Raw genomic sequence first — 15,347 nt, forward strand, 5'->3', positions numbered from 1 at the left:
AACAGCTTTTCGATGGTCTCACGGGGATAAGTAGAGGTTTTGTCGGTTTCCGCAGCGATGGGCTTGACTTCGTTTTCGGTGAAGTCATGCATCATCTGGCGAACCAGATCCTGTTCACGGGTCAGATGGAAATCCATGTTCAAGTCTCCTTCTTATGTGGAAATTTATTGCCGATGCCGACAGAGAGCCGGCGTTCTGCCATATTCAGTCATGCCGCGCCAAACGGCAGGAAAAGACCAAGCCATCCGAGAGGAAAAGGACAACAGATGGTTTGGTTTCGGTTTCTTTTTGAATATATTATTGTTAACTTCTGTTTTCGACTATCAATATACCACACAGAAAATCAAGCGTCAATTGTCAAAATTGACGGAATAAAACAATAAATTTGTTAAATTGTAAGTATGTTTTGGTTATTGTTGTGTAACTTCGTGAGAGAAGAGGGTGCCGTGTTGGGCAATATATGAAAAAGCAGGGAAGAGTATGGAGAAAAATGCACATATCAAATGCACGCAAAGTGTGGTATAATAAAACACACTAAAAAGTATGAATGAAATACAGGAGACAAGCATGAATCTGATTTTGAGCGACAGACCGCTCCGCTTGCCGGAAACCGACCGTGGCAGCACGGAGTACATTGACCTTTCGCAATTGCATATTGCCAACTGTGTCGGCTGTTTCGGATGCTGGACCAAAACGCCCGGAAAATGTGTGATTCGAGACGATGCCGTGCAGGTTTATCCCCGCATCGCGCAAAGCGACCGCGTGCTGTACGTCAGTAGGGTCAAATACGGAGGCTACGACACGATAATGAAAACCATGCTGGAGCGAGCGATTCCGGTGCAGCAGGCATTCATTCGCTTGTGGCAGGGAGAGACGCATCATGTGCAGCGAGCCGTCAAGCCCAAGCAGGCCGTCATCATCGGCTATGGCGACCTGTCGGAGGAGGAAAAGAATATTTTTCGGCAACTCATTGCGCGTAATGCAAACAATATGAGCTTTGCAAGCTGGCGCGTGGTGTTTGTGCCGGAACAGGAAGTCGAGCAAGCGGTACAGAGCGAGGTGCAGTCATGGGAAAAATAATGCTGATTAACGCAAGCCCGCGCGCACCAAAATCTCACTCCAAACAGTATGCCGAGCTGTTTGCCAAGGTTTGTCCGGCTGAGACAGCGTATTTCGCCGCCACCAGAAACAATCACAGAGAGCTGTGCCAGGTCATGGAGGACTTTTCAGATGTGCTGCTGGTGTTTCCGCTCTATGCGGACAGCCTGCCGGTGACGCTGATGCATTTTCTAAAGACGCTGGAGCAACATCCGCCGCGGTGGAAACCGCGTGTTTCGGTTCTCATCAACTGCGGTTTTATGGAGCCGGAGCAGAATGATATAGCGGTGCAGATGGTGCGGCTGTTCTGCAAGCAAAATGGCTATCCGTTCGGTTCGGTTTTGAAAATCGGCAGCGGCGAGGCGATTTTGGCAACGCCATTTCGGATTCTGGTCCGCGCCAAAATGAAAAAGCTGGCTGCCGCCATGGTGTCCGGTAAGACGGGGACATGGCAGGTCACCATGCCGATTACAAAAGGCATGTTTCTCCGCGCGTCCACTGTTTTTTGGACGAATTATGGAAAGCGGAACGGGATTACAAAAGAGCAGATGGAAACCATGCAGATCGAAGAATAGGAGGAAAGGGAGGACCGTCCGATGAAATTGCGGTATTGGCTGGCAGCGGCGCTGTTGTTGACTGTGCTTTCGGGATGCACAGACTCGCCGGCGGAGCAGCAGAGCAGTCCGCCGGAAGAGACGATTGATGCGGCCGTGACGGAGGATGCGGTGCCCGCGGAAACGCCTGCCGCAGCCGAGCAGGAAGCGCAAGATGCCATTCCCGACCCGCCGGAGGATGCGCAGGACTTTGTCCGCGTGCAGGACTATATTCCGGATATCGTGGTCGATCTGCGATATGCGACTACGAATAACTTCACCGGTACGGTCATTTATGCCTATGACGATGCATGGCTGCGCTATGCCACGGTCTGCAAGCTGTTGGACGCACAGGAGCAGCTCAAGGCGCAGGGGTATCGGCTGTGTATCTGGGATGCGTTTCGTTCGGCCCGCTCGCAGCAGACGCTGTGGGAGACGTATCCAGATGGAAACTATGTTGCCAATCCGGCCAATGGCTACTCAGGGCATACCCGCGGCGACACGATTGATGTCACGCTGGTGACGTTCGAGGGGGAGACGGTGGAGATGCCTTCCGGTTTTGATGATTTCACCGCACTGGCCGATCGGGATTATCAGGATGTGTCAGTAGTCGCAGCCGAACACGCGCAGCTGCTGGAATCGGTGATGGAGTCTTGCGGCTTCACCGGATACGACAAAGAGTGGTGGCATTACAGCGATAATGACCGCGCGCAACCTGCGCCGGATTTTGAACCGGAGGACTGAACCGGCCCAAGGTCAAAAAGAGAAACAACAGCGATATGTTCAAAAAAAACCAGCAGCACGCTTTCCGGCGTGCTGCTGGTTTTCATAAATCTATGATTGTCTGTTGTACGGTACCCACAGGAATGCTGCGGCGCATCCTTTTCATGGTTTCCGCGCGAATCGTTCAGGGAAGCAATCAGTTATCCCATTTCCAGTCACGGATCTCAGGCATATCAATGCCGTATTCTGTGATATACTGCTTGTGCTCAACCAGCTTGTCGCTCATCTTCTGATACAGATAAGCGCCGCGATTGCCAAGCTGCGGCAGACGCAGCATAGCATCCTGTACCAGATGGAAGCGGTCAATGTCATTCTGCACACGCATATCAAACGGCGTGGTGATCGTGCCTTCTTCCTTATAGCCGCGCACATGCAGGTGACGGTTGTGACGGCGATAGGTCAGTTCATGCACCAAAGTCGGATAACCATGGAAAGCAAAAATGATCGGCTTATCCTTGGTAAACAGCATATCGTATTCCGCATCGGTCAGGCCATGCGGGTGCTCGGTGGCAGGCTGCAGCTTCATCAGGTCCACCACGTTGATCACGCGAATCTTGACCTCGGGCATTTCCTTGCGCAGGATGGATACCGCTGCCAGAGTTTCCATCGTCGGGGTTTCGCCGCAGCAAGCCATGACAATATCCGGCTCGCTTCCCTGATCGTTCGAAGCCCAATCCCAGATGCCGATGCCCTGCGTGCAATGTTTCACAGCCTGTTCCATCGTCAGCCATTGCGGACGCGGATGCTTGCTGGCAACAATGACATTGACATAGTTGCGGCTCTTGATGCAGTGATCGAAGCAGCTGAGCAGGCAGTTCGCATCCGGCGGCAGATACAGACGCACCACGTCCGCCTTCTTGTTTGCAATATGATCCAGGAAGCCCGGGTCCTGATGGGTGAAACCATTGTGGTCCTGCTGCCATACATTGGACGCCAGAATCAGATTAAGCGAAGCAATCTTCTGTCTCCAGGGAAGCTGATTGCATACCTTGAGCCACTTGGCGTGCTGCGCCGCCATCGAGTCGATGATGCGGATAAATGCCTCGTAGCTGGCAAAGAAGCCATGACGGCCCGTCAGCAGATAGCCTTCCAGCCAGCCCTCGCACATGTGCTCGGAAAGCATGCCATCCATTACGCGGCCATCGGTTGCCAGAAATTCATCCGTATCCAACTTCTCTGCGTTCCAATCGCGGTTCGTGACCTCAAAAATATGAGACAGGCGGTTGGACATGGTTTCATCCGGTCCGAATGCACGGAAATTGCGGCTGCTCTCGTTGAGCTTGAATACATCCCGCACATAGGCGCCCAGTTCGATCATATCCTGTCCTTCGACAGCGCCCGGCGCCGGAACATCAAATGCATAATCCCGGAAATCCGGCAGTCGCAGATCGCGCAGCAGCAGACCGCCATTGGCATGCGGATTGGCACCGATGCGATGGTTGCCCTTCGGCGCCAGCTCGCGCAGCTCCGGAATCAAGCGGCCGTTTTCGTCAAACAGCTCTTCCGGGTGGTAGCTGTGCAGCCAGTCATTCAGAATTTGCAGGTGCTCGGGCTTATCCATCATGATCGGCACCTGATGCGCACGGAAGCTGCCTTCGATCTGCTGGCCGTCCACCACCTTGGGACCGGTCCAGCCCTTGGGCGTGCGCAGAACGATCATCGGCCACACGGGACGTGTCGCGTCGCCGGTCTCACGGGCATGCTTCTGGATCGCAAGGATTTCCTCCACGACCTGATCGAGAGTTTCGGCCATCTTTTTGTGCATCGTCATCGGGTCGTCGCCCTCGACAAAATAGGGCTTCCAGCCACATCCCTCGAAATACTTCTGCAACTCTTCATGCGAGATGCGGGAGAAGATGGTCGGATTGGAAATTTTGTATCCGTTCAGATGCAGGATCGGCAAAACTGCGCCGTCCGTAATCGGATTGAGGAACTTGTTGGACTGCCACGAGGTTGCCAGCGGTCCGGTCTCTGCCTCGCCGTCGCCAACCGTAACCGCCGCAATCAGATCCGGATTATCAAACACTGCGCCGAATGCGTGCGCAATGGAGTAACCCAACTCGCCGCCTTCGTTGATCGAACCCGGCGTTTCCGGCGCCACATGGCTGGCAATACCGCCCGGGAAAGAGAACTGCTTGAACAGGCGCTTCATTCCCTCGGTATCCTCGCTCACATTGGGATAAACCTCACTGTATGTGCCTTCCAGATAAGTATTGGCAACGAAGAAGTTGCCGCCGTGTCCCGGTCCGGACAACAGAATCAAATCCAGATCGTAGCGCTTGATGGCACGATTGAGGTGCACATATACAAAGTTCTGCCCCGGTACGGTGCCCCAATGTCCAACGATCTTCTTTTTGATCTGATCCATCGTCAAAGGTTCCCGCAGCAGCGGGTTATCCAGCAGATAAAGCTGTCCTGCTGCCAGATAATTGGCTGCACGCCAGTATGCGTCCATCTTGTGCAGCAACTTGTCGGTCAATGCACCTTTTTCTTCGCATACAGCGTTGGTGTTGCCTTCCATTTATGAATTCCCCTTTCTTACCTGCAATGCTTTTTTGCTTTCGATATTATTGTATACCACGGTTGCGCAGCAGGCCAGATTTTTATAATTAAAAAATTAACAATCTTTTTCGACGCAAAATTCTCATTTTTATTTATTGTGAATAATTTCACAATACCTGCTGGGAACGTGATTTTCCTGTGCAGATTTCGGCTGCTTCTCTGCAAACAACATGCTGTTACCGTAGCCTGTTTATTTAGGCCGTGCGCGCAAACGCGCCATTGCACGAGCAAGCGCGGCCTTGGAGAGATAGTATTCGCGTACGCTTTGCTGCTGGCGCAGCCGTTCCTCGGCGCGCTCTTTCGCGCGTTCAGCTCGTGCACGGTCGATCTCTTCGGGACGCTCGGCGCTTGACACTAAAAGAATCGTGTAATCCGGCATGATTTCGGCAAGCCCGTCGCTGACTACGACTTCCTGCCAAACACCGTTCACTCGAAAGCGGGCAATACCCGGCTCGATTGCAGTCACGACCGGTTCATGACCGGGCTGCACACCATATGAGCCGTCAATCGCAGGGATCACCAGCCCCTCGGCAGGACCGACATAAAACTGCTTTTCCGGCGTGATAATTTCCAAATAAAACAGGTTATCCATTAAACCGCCCCTTGCGTGCGCGCTTTTTCGCGGACCTCATCCACTGTGCCAACCATGGCAAAGGCAGACTCAGGATACTCGTCCAGCTCGCCGCCCAGCAATGCTTCAAAGCCGCTCAACGTCTCCTCCAGCTTTACATAGCGTCCTTCCAGACCGGTAAAGGGCTCGGCGACGAAGAATGGCTGCGAGAAATACTGCTGCATACGGCGTGCGCGGTCTACCGTCTTACGGTCATCCGCGCTGAGCTCTTCCATACCCAGAATGGCAATGATATCCTGCAACTCACGATAGCGCTGCAAAAGCTCCTGTGCGCCGCGTGCGACCGTGTAATGCCGGTTGCCGAGTACATCCGGCTCCAGAATACGGGAAGTGGATTCCAGCGGATCGACTGCGGGATAAATACCCTGTTCTGCAATCTTACGCGACAGCACGGTTGTTGCATCCAGATGAGAGAAGGTAGTGGCCGGCGCGGGGTCAGTCAGGTCGTCCGCAGGGACATAGACCGCCTGCACCGAGGTGATCGCGCCGTCGCGGGTCGAGGTAATACGTTCTTGCAGTGCGCCGACCTCGTCTGCCAGCGTCGGCTGATAACCAACCGCGCTCGGCATACGGCCCATCAAGGCCGAAACCTCGGAGCCCGCCTGCACATAGCGGAAAATGTTGTCGATAAACAGCAGTACATTCTGCTTCTGGCAGTCGCGGAAATATTCCGCCATGGTAAGGCCGGTCAACGCAACGCGCATACGCGCGCCGGGAGACTCGTTCATCTGACCGAAAATCAGGGCGGTCTTGTTCAAAACGCCCGATTCGCCCATCTCACGCCACAAATCGTTGCCTTCGCGTGTACGCTCGCCCACACCGGTAAAAATCGAATAACCGCCGTGTTCGGTGGCAATGTTGTGGATCAGTTCCTGAATCAGGACGGTTTTGCCGACACCTGCGCCGCCGAACAGGCCGATCTTGCCGCCGCGCGCATACGGCGCCAGCAGATCAATTACCTTGATGCCGGTTTCCAGAATCTCTGTGGTGGGGCTTTGCTGCTCGAAAGACGGCGGATCACGATGGATCGACCAGCGCTCTGTGGTGTCCACATCGCCCTTCTCGTCGATCGGATCGCCTAATGCATTGAACATGCGTCCCAGTGTACCTTCACCGACCGGAACGCTGATCGGATGCCCGGTAGCATCCACCTTGTCTCCTCTGCCAAGTCCTTCGCTGGGAGAAAGCATGATACAACGGACGGAATCGCCGCCAATGTGCTGCGCGACCTCCATCGTCCGTTTCTCGTCTCCCACCATAACGCAGAGCGCTTCATTTATTTCAGGCAGGTGGCCGCCGTTAAATTCCACATCAACGACCGGGCCGGCTACCCGCACTATGATGCCTGTTTGCTCCATATTGTTTCCTCGCTTTCTATGCGCGACTGCCATCCGCCAGGAAGCGAATGACGCGCACCGGCTTTTGCTGCCGGTGCTGCGGCTGGTCGTTTTCTTTGGTTTGGGCGCCGCCTACGATTTCGGTAATTTCCTGCGTGATGGCTGCTTGACGCGCACGGTTATAGCGCAGGGATAGCGTCTTGAGCATATCACGCGCATTATCGGTTGAGGTATCCATCGCCGTCATACGGGCGTTCTGCTCCGAGCAGAAGGATTCTACCAGCGCACCGAACAGCGTCCCCTTGACATAGGCCGGAACAACTTGGCTGAGCACCCGGTCGGCCGAGGGAACATAGGTAACCATCTGCTGGTAGGGGCCGGTCTCGCTCTGGCGCGGCTCCCATGGGAAGGCGTCGATATCCAGCGGCAGCAGCTTGCGCACCTTGGGCTCAAGCCGCACCGGTGAAACCATTTCGGTATAGACCACATAGACCTCGTCGAGTTCCCGCGTGCGGAATAACCGGATAAAGGTATCCCCAATGTCGCGTGCCCGCGAAACCGTCGGGTCCTGCGCGGTATACATGAATTCGCCGTCAATCGGGATGTTGCGCGCGGCAAAATAACTGCGCCCCGTCTGTCCGATCAGGAACAGAGTCGGGTGCGCAACCTTTGCCAAATGTTCCTCTGCCAGACGCAGGACATTATGGTTATAAGCGCCAGCCAGTCCCTTGTCGCCGGTAATCACGATAAAGCCGACTTTGTGTTCGGCCACATCTTCTCGCTTGTCAAAGTAGATGTGTTCGATTTCGGGCGAACGATGCAGAATATCTGAGATCGTGGAGGTGATCTTCAAAAAGTACGGCTCCACGTTATTCAGTTGCTGCCGCGCCTTGCGCAGCTTGGAGGACGAGATCAGATACATTGCATTCGTGATCTTCAGGGTCTGCTGTACACTGTTGATATGCGTGCGGATCTCTTTTATTCCTGCCATGCCGCACCCACCTGCTTTTTATATGCTTCCAGCGCTTCACGGATCTGTTCTGCTGCCGTGCCAGCCAGAGTGCCGGTGGACTGGATCTCGCTCGTCAAGGTATCGGGCAGGCTGTCCGCAAAATCGTGGACAAACTGATTGACACGATCGAGCGGGACATCGGAAAGCAGGCCGCTCGTCGCAACGTACAGGATCACCGCCTGCTGCCAAACCTGCAATGGGTGGCAAAGCGGCTGCTTCAAAATCTCCATCAGGTGCTTGCCGTGAGCCAGTGTACGGCGGGTATCCTTATCCAAATCCGAACTGAATTGGGTGAATACTTCCAGCTCGCGGAAGCGGGCCAAATCAATACGCAGCGTACCGGCTGTTTTCTTGACCGCCTTGGTCTGTGCGGCGCCGCCTACACGGGAAACCGACAGGCCGACGTTGACCGCCGGACGCTGACCCGCAAAGAACAGATCGTTTTCCAGATAGATCTGTCCATCCGTGATCGAAATGACATTGGTGGGGATGTACGCAGAAACGTCACCCGCCTGCGTTTCGATGATCGGCAGTGCGGTCATCGAGCCGCCGCCGTATTTCTCGGTCAGATGGCAGGCGCGCTCCAGCAAACGCGAATGCAGATAGAATACGTCGCCCGGATACGCTTCACGACCCGGCGAGCGGCGCAGCAGCAGCGACAGGGTTCGATAGGCGACCGCGTGCTTGGTCAGGTCGTCGTAGACAATCAGCACGTCTCGACCTTTTTCCATAAAATACTCACCGATCGCTGCCCCTGCATAGGGCGCAATGTACTGCTGCGGCGCGGAATCGGCCGCGGTTGCAGAAAGAATAATGCTGTATTCCAGCGCGCCGTGTTTTTCCAGCGTGCCGCGCAGCTTGGCAACCGTGGATGCCTTCTGGCCAATCGCAACATAGATGCAGATCACGTTTTGGCCCTTTTGGTTGAGGATCGCATCCACAGCGATCGAGGTCTTGCCGGTCTGACGGTCGCCAATAATCAGCTCACGCTGACCGCGGCCAATCGGCACCATCGCATCAATTGCCAAAATGCCGGTTTGCAACGGCTGGTTGACCGGCTCACGCGTGACAACGCCCGGCGCTTCGCGCTCGATTGGGCGCGTCTCGGTGCAGGCGATCGGTCCCAAACCGTCGATCGGCTCACCCAAGGCGTTGACCGTTCGGCCGAGCATGGCATCACCGACCGGCACATCTGCCGCGCGTCCGGTGCGCCTTACCTGTGAGCCTTCATGCAGCCCTGTTTCGCTGCCAAGAAGAACAACGCCTACGCTGTCGCGCTCCAGGCCGAGCACGATGCCGCGCACTCCGGTTTCAAATTCCACCAGCTCGCCATATACTGCGCGGCCCAGACCGTAAACAGTCGCAATGCCGTCACCGATTTCGAGCACCGTGCCGGTTTCATCCCGGCGCGTGCGGTTATCATATTGTTCAATCTCCTCACGGAGAATGGATATAATTTCATCAGAATGGTTCAACAATTTTCACCCCTTTTGCAGGCTTTGTGCCAGTGCATGAAGATGCCCGCCTACACTCTTATCATAGGTAACACCGTCCAGTTCGGCGACAAAACCGCCCAGCACCGACGGGTCGATGACAATTTCCATCGTCATGGCCTGATAGCCGTGTCTGCGGCACAGCAAACGCGCCAACTCTCCCAGCTGTTCATCGTCCAGTTCACGGGCACAGCGCAGCGTACACAGGCCTTCCTTGTTTGCACGCAGCTCCAACCGGCGATATGCGTCCACAATTTCAGGAAGCAATTCCATCCGGCCTTTTTCCGCCAGCAGTTTATAAAAATGCAGCAGTTTGTCGTGTTCGGTAAAGTCCGGGAGCCGGTCGAGTACGGCATGCTTTTCCCGGGCTTCCACCGCCGGGCTGCACAACGCTTCCCGCAGCGGCGCGAGGTCGGTCAGATAGTCTGCGGTTCGCCGCAGTTCCTCCAGCGTACAGCCGGACTCCCGCAGCGCAGCCGCATAGCGGGCCGCCACCGTGCTCATAATGCGTCACCCGCTTCCTCCTGCAGGAAGGAATCCAGCATGCTGCGGTCGGTATCCCCATCCAGACGGCATTGGGAAACCTTGGCTGTCGTCAGCAGCACCAGCGCCGCGATCTGCTTTTTGGCATCCGCCAGCATGGCAGCGCGGTCGGCCTCCCGCTGTTGCGCAGCCTGTGCATTAAGCCGTTGGACGACCTGCTCGGCCTCGGCAATGCGACGCGCATATTCGCGCTCTCCGCGTTGCTTGGCAGCGGCAATGATGCGAGCTGCTTCGTCTTGGGCCTGCGCCAGCTGCCGGTCGGATTCGGCCTTGCTCTGTTCGGCATCGGCCAGACGGCTTTCTGCCTGGTCGATCGTATCAGACACGCCCTGCGCCCGCTCGTCCAGCATTTTGGTGACCGGACCGAACAGGAACTTCTTCATCAGCAGGAACAGAACCAGCAGATTGACGAATACCCATATAATTTGAGCGTTCAGATTCAGGATCATCCGATAGCGCCCCCGATCAGCCCATGAAGATGAGCAGGATACCGATCAGGAAGCCGTAAATCGCAGTCGCCTCAGCCAGCGCACAGCCGAGAATCAGATTCTTGCTGATCTGACCAGCGGATTCCGGCTGCCGTGCGATTGCCTCAGAAGACTTGCCCGTAGCAAAACCAATGCCAATGCCTGCGCCAATACCAGTCAGAACCGCGATGCCCGCGCCAATTGCAATACCCATTTTTATTTCCTCCTAATTTTTGTTGTTAAAAGTTGCTTACTCAATTGATTCCGCAAGGAACAGCGTTGTCAAAAAGACAAACACGATCGCCTGAATCATGCCGTCAAACACGTCAAAATACAGGCTGAACGGAATCGGTACGATGGCCGGAACGGCCAGTTTAATGAGCTCCATGATGACAAAGCCCGCGAAAATGTTGCCGAACAGACGCATACAAAGCGACAATGGACGGATGCCGATTTCCATAATGTTGAGCGGCGCCACAATGGCCACCGGCTCACCAAATTTTTTCAGACCGCCGCCCAGTCCGTGATAACGGAATTGCGCGCCGTAGATCAGCACCGCGCTCATCAGCGCCAAACCGGCTGTGACGTTCAGATCCTTGGTCGGCGGTGCTACGCCAAACAGGCCGGACACATTGGCCAGAGCCAGATACAGGCCGACCGTACCCAGATACGGTGCGAACGTGCGCCAGTGGGCATCACCGAGCGAATCGTGGCAAAAGTTGTTGATAAAGCCAACCAGCATCTCTGCCGCCATCTGCCGTCGTCCGGGCTTTTTGCGCATCCCATGCGTAAGCCAGATCGCCACAAGCGTGAGCACAAGCATGATCGCCCATGTAACGACTGCGGATTCGGGTACCGGTATTCCGCCGAACAGCGGGATCTCAAACGCCGTATGTGTTTGCAGCTGCGCATTGAGTTCCGCTTTGATTGCCTCCAACAGGTATCCCCCCTTTTTGTTTTTGAGCTTTGTGACCTATTATAGCGACAGAAATGTGAAATCGTTCCCTTACGAAAGTAAAAAAAATAAAATGCGCAAAATGCCGGTTTCTGTCGTTTGCGTTGGATTTAATTTGATGCGTTTCGCCAATTATGTTATGATAGGAAAAAACGATAGAAAACGATAAGGGAGAGAGGATGTTGAAAAAAAACAACACTCCGTCGTTGCAATTATATGGGCAAATCCGAAAGATTTTGGTGGTCTGTATCTGTGTTACCCTGTTGCTGGCCTTCTGCGCCAGTCTGTGGATCAGTCTGAAGCAGGATGCCAAAGTGCGCGATCAGGTACTTTTGAGTGCGGTGCAGGTGGCGGCAGGCACATCCTTGCTGATGGAAGACAATCATTCGGAGCGGCTGCAGGAATATGTCGAGCATACGGTGCGCGAAGTTCCTAACATTGATGTTTTCGCGGTGTATGATGCCTCGGGTACTCCCATCGCGTTTTATGACCTTGACTCGAACTCAAGTGAACTGGCCAGAGTGCCCGCATTGAGCGAGGATGTTCTGTCCTATTTTCAATCGGGTGGGACAACGCTGCTGTATAACCATGAAGCGCCCGCCAATGCGGATCGGTGTGCATACGCTGCAATTTATGATAACAGCGGCCAAGTGAGCGGCTTTACCATGGCGGCAATCTATATCCGATCCATTCATCAAACCGTGTTGAGCACGCTCACGGTGCATTTGCTGATCGCCATCGCTGCGCTGATGCTCGGCAACCTTCTCAGCCTGCGTCTGACCAGACACATCAAGCAGGAACTGCTCGGCTATGAACCGGATGCCTTCCGCCGTCTGTTTCTGCAACGCAGTGATATCCTGAACGCGCTGGATGAAGGGCTTCTTGCCATTGACCTGACCGGATGCATTACATATCTCAATCAGGTTGCTGCCGACATGCTAAAGACAACACAGCAGGACGCACTTGGCAAACCGCTTAGCACATTCTATCCCCGTTCTACCATCGCGCGCGTCATGCAGACCGGTTGTCCGGAATATAACGTCAGTCTGGAATCAATCAAACATGTTGCCATCCTCTCGGACCGTATTCCGCTTTGGCGCAATGGGAAGATCGAGGGCGCAGTGGCGATTTTCCGCAACCGTACCGAGGTCATCCAATTGGCACAGGATCTGACCGGTGTGCGTCACATTCTGGAAGCACTGCGCTCCTATACGCATGAATTCACCAATAAGCTGCATGTGATCCTTGGCCTGCTGCAGCTCGGTGAAATCAAGCAAGCCGAGGACTATGTCCTGCAAATCACGCAAACGCGCGCACAGTCCATCAGCTTTATTTCGGACCGTATCCATGAGCCGTCCATCGCTGCGCTTTTAATCGGTAAAGCCTACCGCGCAGCGGAACTTGGCATCCGGTTTGTGATCACGCCGTCCAGCCATCTCGGCGTTGATAACCGGTATATGCCGGCCGGGGGACTGGTGACTGTCATTGGGAACCTGACCGAAAATGCATTTGATGCACTGCGGAATGTGCCGCAGTACGCTCCTCGCGAGGTCACAGTCAGCATCCAGGATGGTGAGCACGGTCTGTTGATCAGCGTGGATGATACGGGCCCCGGCATGCCGCATGAAATGGTTCAGCGCATCTTTGAGCGGGGGTATTCCACCAAGGGGGAGGGGCATGGCACGGGCTTGTCTCTGGTACAGGATATGGTTTCATCCTATCATGGCGCCATCCGGGTCGAATCCGAACCCGGGGTCGGAACATCGTTTATCATCACCGTCAGCGACCCGTATTAGAAAGAGCAGGAGGCATTATGTATACCGCTGTCATTATTGAGGATGATCCGATTATCACCCGCCTGAATGCACGCTATATCGATCTGGATCCCCGTTTTACTGTCGTAAAAACGTTTTCTTCCGCCAACCCTGCGCTGGTTTATTTGCAGAATCATGCGGTTGATCTGATTGTGCTGGATGTTTTCATGCCGCAGATGAACGGATCAGAGCTGCTGCACATCCTCCGTGTGAAAGGTGTGAATGCGGATGTGATCATGGTGACTTCCGCAAACGACGCGGAAACGGTTCAGACAATGATGCGGTTGGGGATAATCGACTATTTGGTAAAGCCCTTTGCCTATGAACGCTTTCAACTGGCGCTGGAGCACTTTTGTCAGCGACGCGAGGCAATACACAACGGCACCATTGATCAGAGTTTGCTGGATCGCGCGCTGTTTTCCGATGCGCATGGTAACCTTGCTGCATCTGCTTCTGCACCGCCCAAAGGGCTGCAAGCCCAAACGCTCGAGCGGATCGAACGCTATCTCCGCTCTAAACCCGAAGAAAAGCATACCAGTGAGGATATTGCGTCGCAAGTGGGTCTATCGGTTGTGACGGTGCGCCGCTACATGAATTACCTGTCCGAACAGCATATCGTCGAAAGCGAAATGAATTACAGTACCGGTGGCCGCCCGTGTATTGTATACCGCAGCTTGCCGGAGCGGGGTTAGCCGTTTCTATATTTGACTGTCAAGCCATGAGTGCAGTTGCCGAAGCTGTTGCCATCACGGATTGGTGCATGCGATATCAAGATAAAGTGAAAGGGCTTGCTGTCTGTAAAACACAGACAGCAAGCCCTTTATTGTATTACTTTTGGGGGAAGGTTTTGATACGTTAAAATATGAAAAAAGTCTGTACAATCCTCGTGATTGTACAGACTTTTTTGGTGACACAGCGGGGATTCGAACCCCGGACACCCTGCTTAAAAGGCAGACTGGGATTATGTGAATAGTTTATGGCAGGTAACGCTCGAAAAGTGACAATTTCCCTGCTGAAAAAAGCTATCATAACTACACTATAATATTGTAAAAACATACAGGGTTCGTGCTTATTTTACACAAATATGCACGATACATAAATTTCCAAAAAATCCTGCTGCACATATGAATGAGTATACATAATAGGGAGAGTATCAATTTTGAGTGAAGTTATTAGTATTGTAAATGCAAAAGGTGGAACAGGGAAAACAACAACCGCCTTTAATCTTGGAGCGGCGATTGCCAACAAAGAGAAAAGGGTGCTGCTGATCGACAACGACAGTCAAGCATCTCTTACCAAAGCGATGGGAGTGTCCCCCTCTGATTGTAGAGTGACACTTGCCACACTGATGTGTCAGGCAATGGACAGTCCGGAATTGTTGACCGAAAGTCTTGCCAATGCGATTTTACAGCAGCATTCCCTCAACCTAATTCCTGCAAATCAGAAACTCAGTGGCGTAGCAACACGCTTGTCTGTTATGCAGGCAACGGCGTCCATGTTCAGCGAGCAGGACGATATCCAACCAGTCTATGTGCTGAAAACCATCGTAGATATGCTTCGTCCGCAGTATGATTACATATTGATCGATTGCAGTCCGCATCCTGATTTGCAGATGATCAATGCGTTAGCGGCATCAGATGAAGTCATTATCCCAGTGCAGGCGCATTATCTGGACGCAGAGGGCTTGCCGGACACGTTGGAACTGGTGCGCCGGGTGAGGACAACCTATCAACCTAGCCTTTCAGTATGCGGTTTGCTGTTGACCATGTATAAAGGACGTACACTGTTGGCTAAAGCAGTGAAAGAACAAATCGAAGAGGACTACGGCACACAGATCCATGTATTCACACAGCCGATTGACTACTCCATCCGCGTAGCGGAGCATTCGGCCTATGGTGAGAGCCTACTGGACTATGCACCGGACTGTCCGGCGGCGAAATCCTACGCTTTGATGGCAGAGGAAGTGTTATCACATATGCTGAACAGGAAAAAGATCCGGTGGATTATTACCCCTGTGCTCGCCGCGCTGCTGTTCAGCGCGGCGGGCGCTACACAGGAA

16 protein-coding genes are annotated in these 15,347 nt (G+C 53.9%); 6 read left to right on the top strand and 10 right to left on the bottom strand.

Annotation, left to right across the window (positions count from 1 at the left end; all coding sequences use genetic code 11):
• Positions 1-137 (bottom strand): acyl-CoA dehydrogenase family protein (locus tag ABGT74_RS11260; protein ID WP_346705560.1); only part of this gene is annotated, 137 nt, incomplete at its 3' end.
• 430 nt (positions 138-567) lie between these two features.
• Between ABGT74_RS11260 and ABGT74_RS11265 the strand changes: the two genes are divergently transcribed.
• Genes ABGT74_RS11265 through ABGT74_RS11275 form a run of 3 tightly spaced genes read left to right on the top strand, consistent with a single transcriptional unit; the run spans position 568 to position 2,435 of the window.
• Positions 568-1,080 carry an NAD(P)H-dependent oxidoreductase gene (locus ABGT74_RS11265; protein ID WP_297283082.1) on the top strand — a complete coding sequence of 171 codons (513 nt, stop codon included), beginning with the start codon at positions 568-570 and terminating at the stop codon, positions 1,078-1,080.
• Complete coding sequence (locus ABGT74_RS11270) at positions 1,068-1,673, top strand: hypothetical protein (RefSeq protein WP_346705552.1); 606 nt, start codon at positions 1,068-1,070, stop codon at positions 1,671-1,673. Before ABGT74_RS11265 ends, ABGT74_RS11270 begins: the two co-directional genes overlap by 13 nt.
• Positions 1,674-1,694: 21 nt before the next feature.
• Positions 1,695-2,435, top strand: coding sequence for a M15 family metallopeptidase (locus tag ABGT74_RS11275; RefSeq protein WP_346705553.1), 741 nt, complete (start codon positions 1,695-1,697; stop codon positions 2,433-2,435).
• A gap of 175 nt (positions 2,436-2,610) precedes the next feature.
• Here ABGT74_RS11275 and ABGT74_RS11280 read toward each other — a convergent pair whose 3' ends face one another.
• The 9 genes from ABGT74_RS11280 to ABGT74_RS11320 all read right to left on the bottom strand — a co-directional run bounded on the left by ABGT74_RS11280 (position 2,611) and on the right by ABGT74_RS11320 (position 11,456).
• On the bottom strand, positions 2,611-4,995 hold the full coding sequence (locus ABGT74_RS11280; protein ID WP_297283079.1) for a phosphoketolase family protein: 2,385 nt from the start codon (positions 4,993-4,995) through the stop codon (positions 2,611-2,613).
• 231 nt (positions 4,996-5,226) lie between these two features.
• Positions 5,227-5,628: an ATP synthase F1 subunit epsilon gene (atpC, locus tag ABGT74_RS11285; RefSeq protein WP_297283078.1), complete on the bottom strand. Its 402-nt coding sequence runs from the start codon at positions 5,626-5,628 to the stop codon at positions 5,227-5,229.
• Positions 5,628-7,025 (bottom strand): F0F1 ATP synthase subunit beta, encoded by a 1,398-nt coding sequence (gene atpD / locus ABGT74_RS11290; protein WP_297283077.1) that lies wholly within the window; start codon positions 7,023-7,025, stop codon positions 5,628-5,630. Before atpD ends, atpC begins: the two co-directional genes overlap by 1 nt.
• 16 nt (positions 7,026-7,041) lie before the next feature.
• The gene (gene atpG, locus ABGT74_RS11295) at positions 7,042-7,995 is read right to left on the bottom strand and encodes an ATP synthase F1 subunit gamma (protein WP_346705554.1); all 954 of its coding nucleotides are present in this window, start codon (positions 7,993-7,995) and stop codon (positions 7,042-7,044) included.
• A complete protein-coding gene (gene atpA / locus ABGT74_RS11300) occupies positions 7,983-9,491 on the bottom strand; it encodes a F0F1 ATP synthase subunit alpha (protein WP_302665161.1) in 1,509 nt (502 codons plus the stop codon). Before atpA ends, atpG begins: the two co-directional genes overlap by 13 nt.
• Positions 9,492-9,497: 6 nt before the next feature.
• Positions 9,498-10,013, bottom strand: coding sequence for an ATP synthase F1 subunit delta (gene atpH / locus ABGT74_RS11305; RefSeq protein ID WP_346705555.1), 516 nt, complete (start codon positions 10,011-10,013; stop codon positions 9,498-9,500).
• Positions 10,010-10,501, bottom strand: a complete 492-nt coding sequence (atpF, locus tag ABGT74_RS11310; RefSeq protein WP_297283073.1) for a F0F1 ATP synthase subunit B — start codon at positions 10,499-10,501, stop codon at positions 10,010-10,012. The genes atpH and atpF overlap by 4 nt, the downstream gene beginning before the upstream one ends.
• Before the next feature lie 16 nt (positions 10,502-10,517).
• Entirely contained in the window at positions 10,518-10,739 is a 222-nt protein-coding gene (atpE, locus tag ABGT74_RS11315) for an ATP synthase F0 subunit C (RefSeq protein ID WP_346705561.1), read from the bottom strand.
• A 30-nt stretch (positions 10,740-10,769) separates the two neighbouring features.
• Complete coding sequence (locus ABGT74_RS11320) at positions 10,770-11,456, bottom strand: F0F1 ATP synthase subunit A (RefSeq protein WP_297283071.1); 687 nt, start codon at positions 11,454-11,456, stop codon at positions 10,770-10,772.
• Positions 11,457-11,656: 200 nt separating this feature from the next.
• On the opposite strand from ABGT74_RS11320, the gene ABGT74_RS11325 reads away from it, so the two are divergent.
• From ABGT74_RS11325 to ABGT74_RS11335, 3 genes are all read left to right on the top strand, one after another.
• Positions 11,657-13,270, top strand: coding sequence for a sensor histidine kinase (locus ABGT74_RS11325; RefSeq protein ID WP_346705557.1), 1,614 nt, complete (start codon positions 11,657-11,659; stop codon positions 13,268-13,270).
• Positions 13,271-13,287: 17 nt separating this feature from the next.
• Positions 13,288-13,980, top strand: coding sequence for a response regulator (locus tag ABGT74_RS11330; RefSeq protein ID WP_346705558.1), 693 nt, complete (start codon positions 13,288-13,290; stop codon positions 13,978-13,980).
• A gap of 467 nt (positions 13,981-14,447) precedes the next feature.
• The coding region (locus ABGT74_RS11335; RefSeq protein ID WP_346705559.1) for a ParA family protein at positions 14,448-15,347 on the top strand (900 nt) is incomplete at its 3' end.

The organism is uncultured Agathobaculum sp. (genome assembly GCF_963927765.1).
Taxonomy (GTDB): Bacteria; Bacillota; Clostridia; order Oscillospirales; family Butyricicoccaceae; genus Agathobaculum.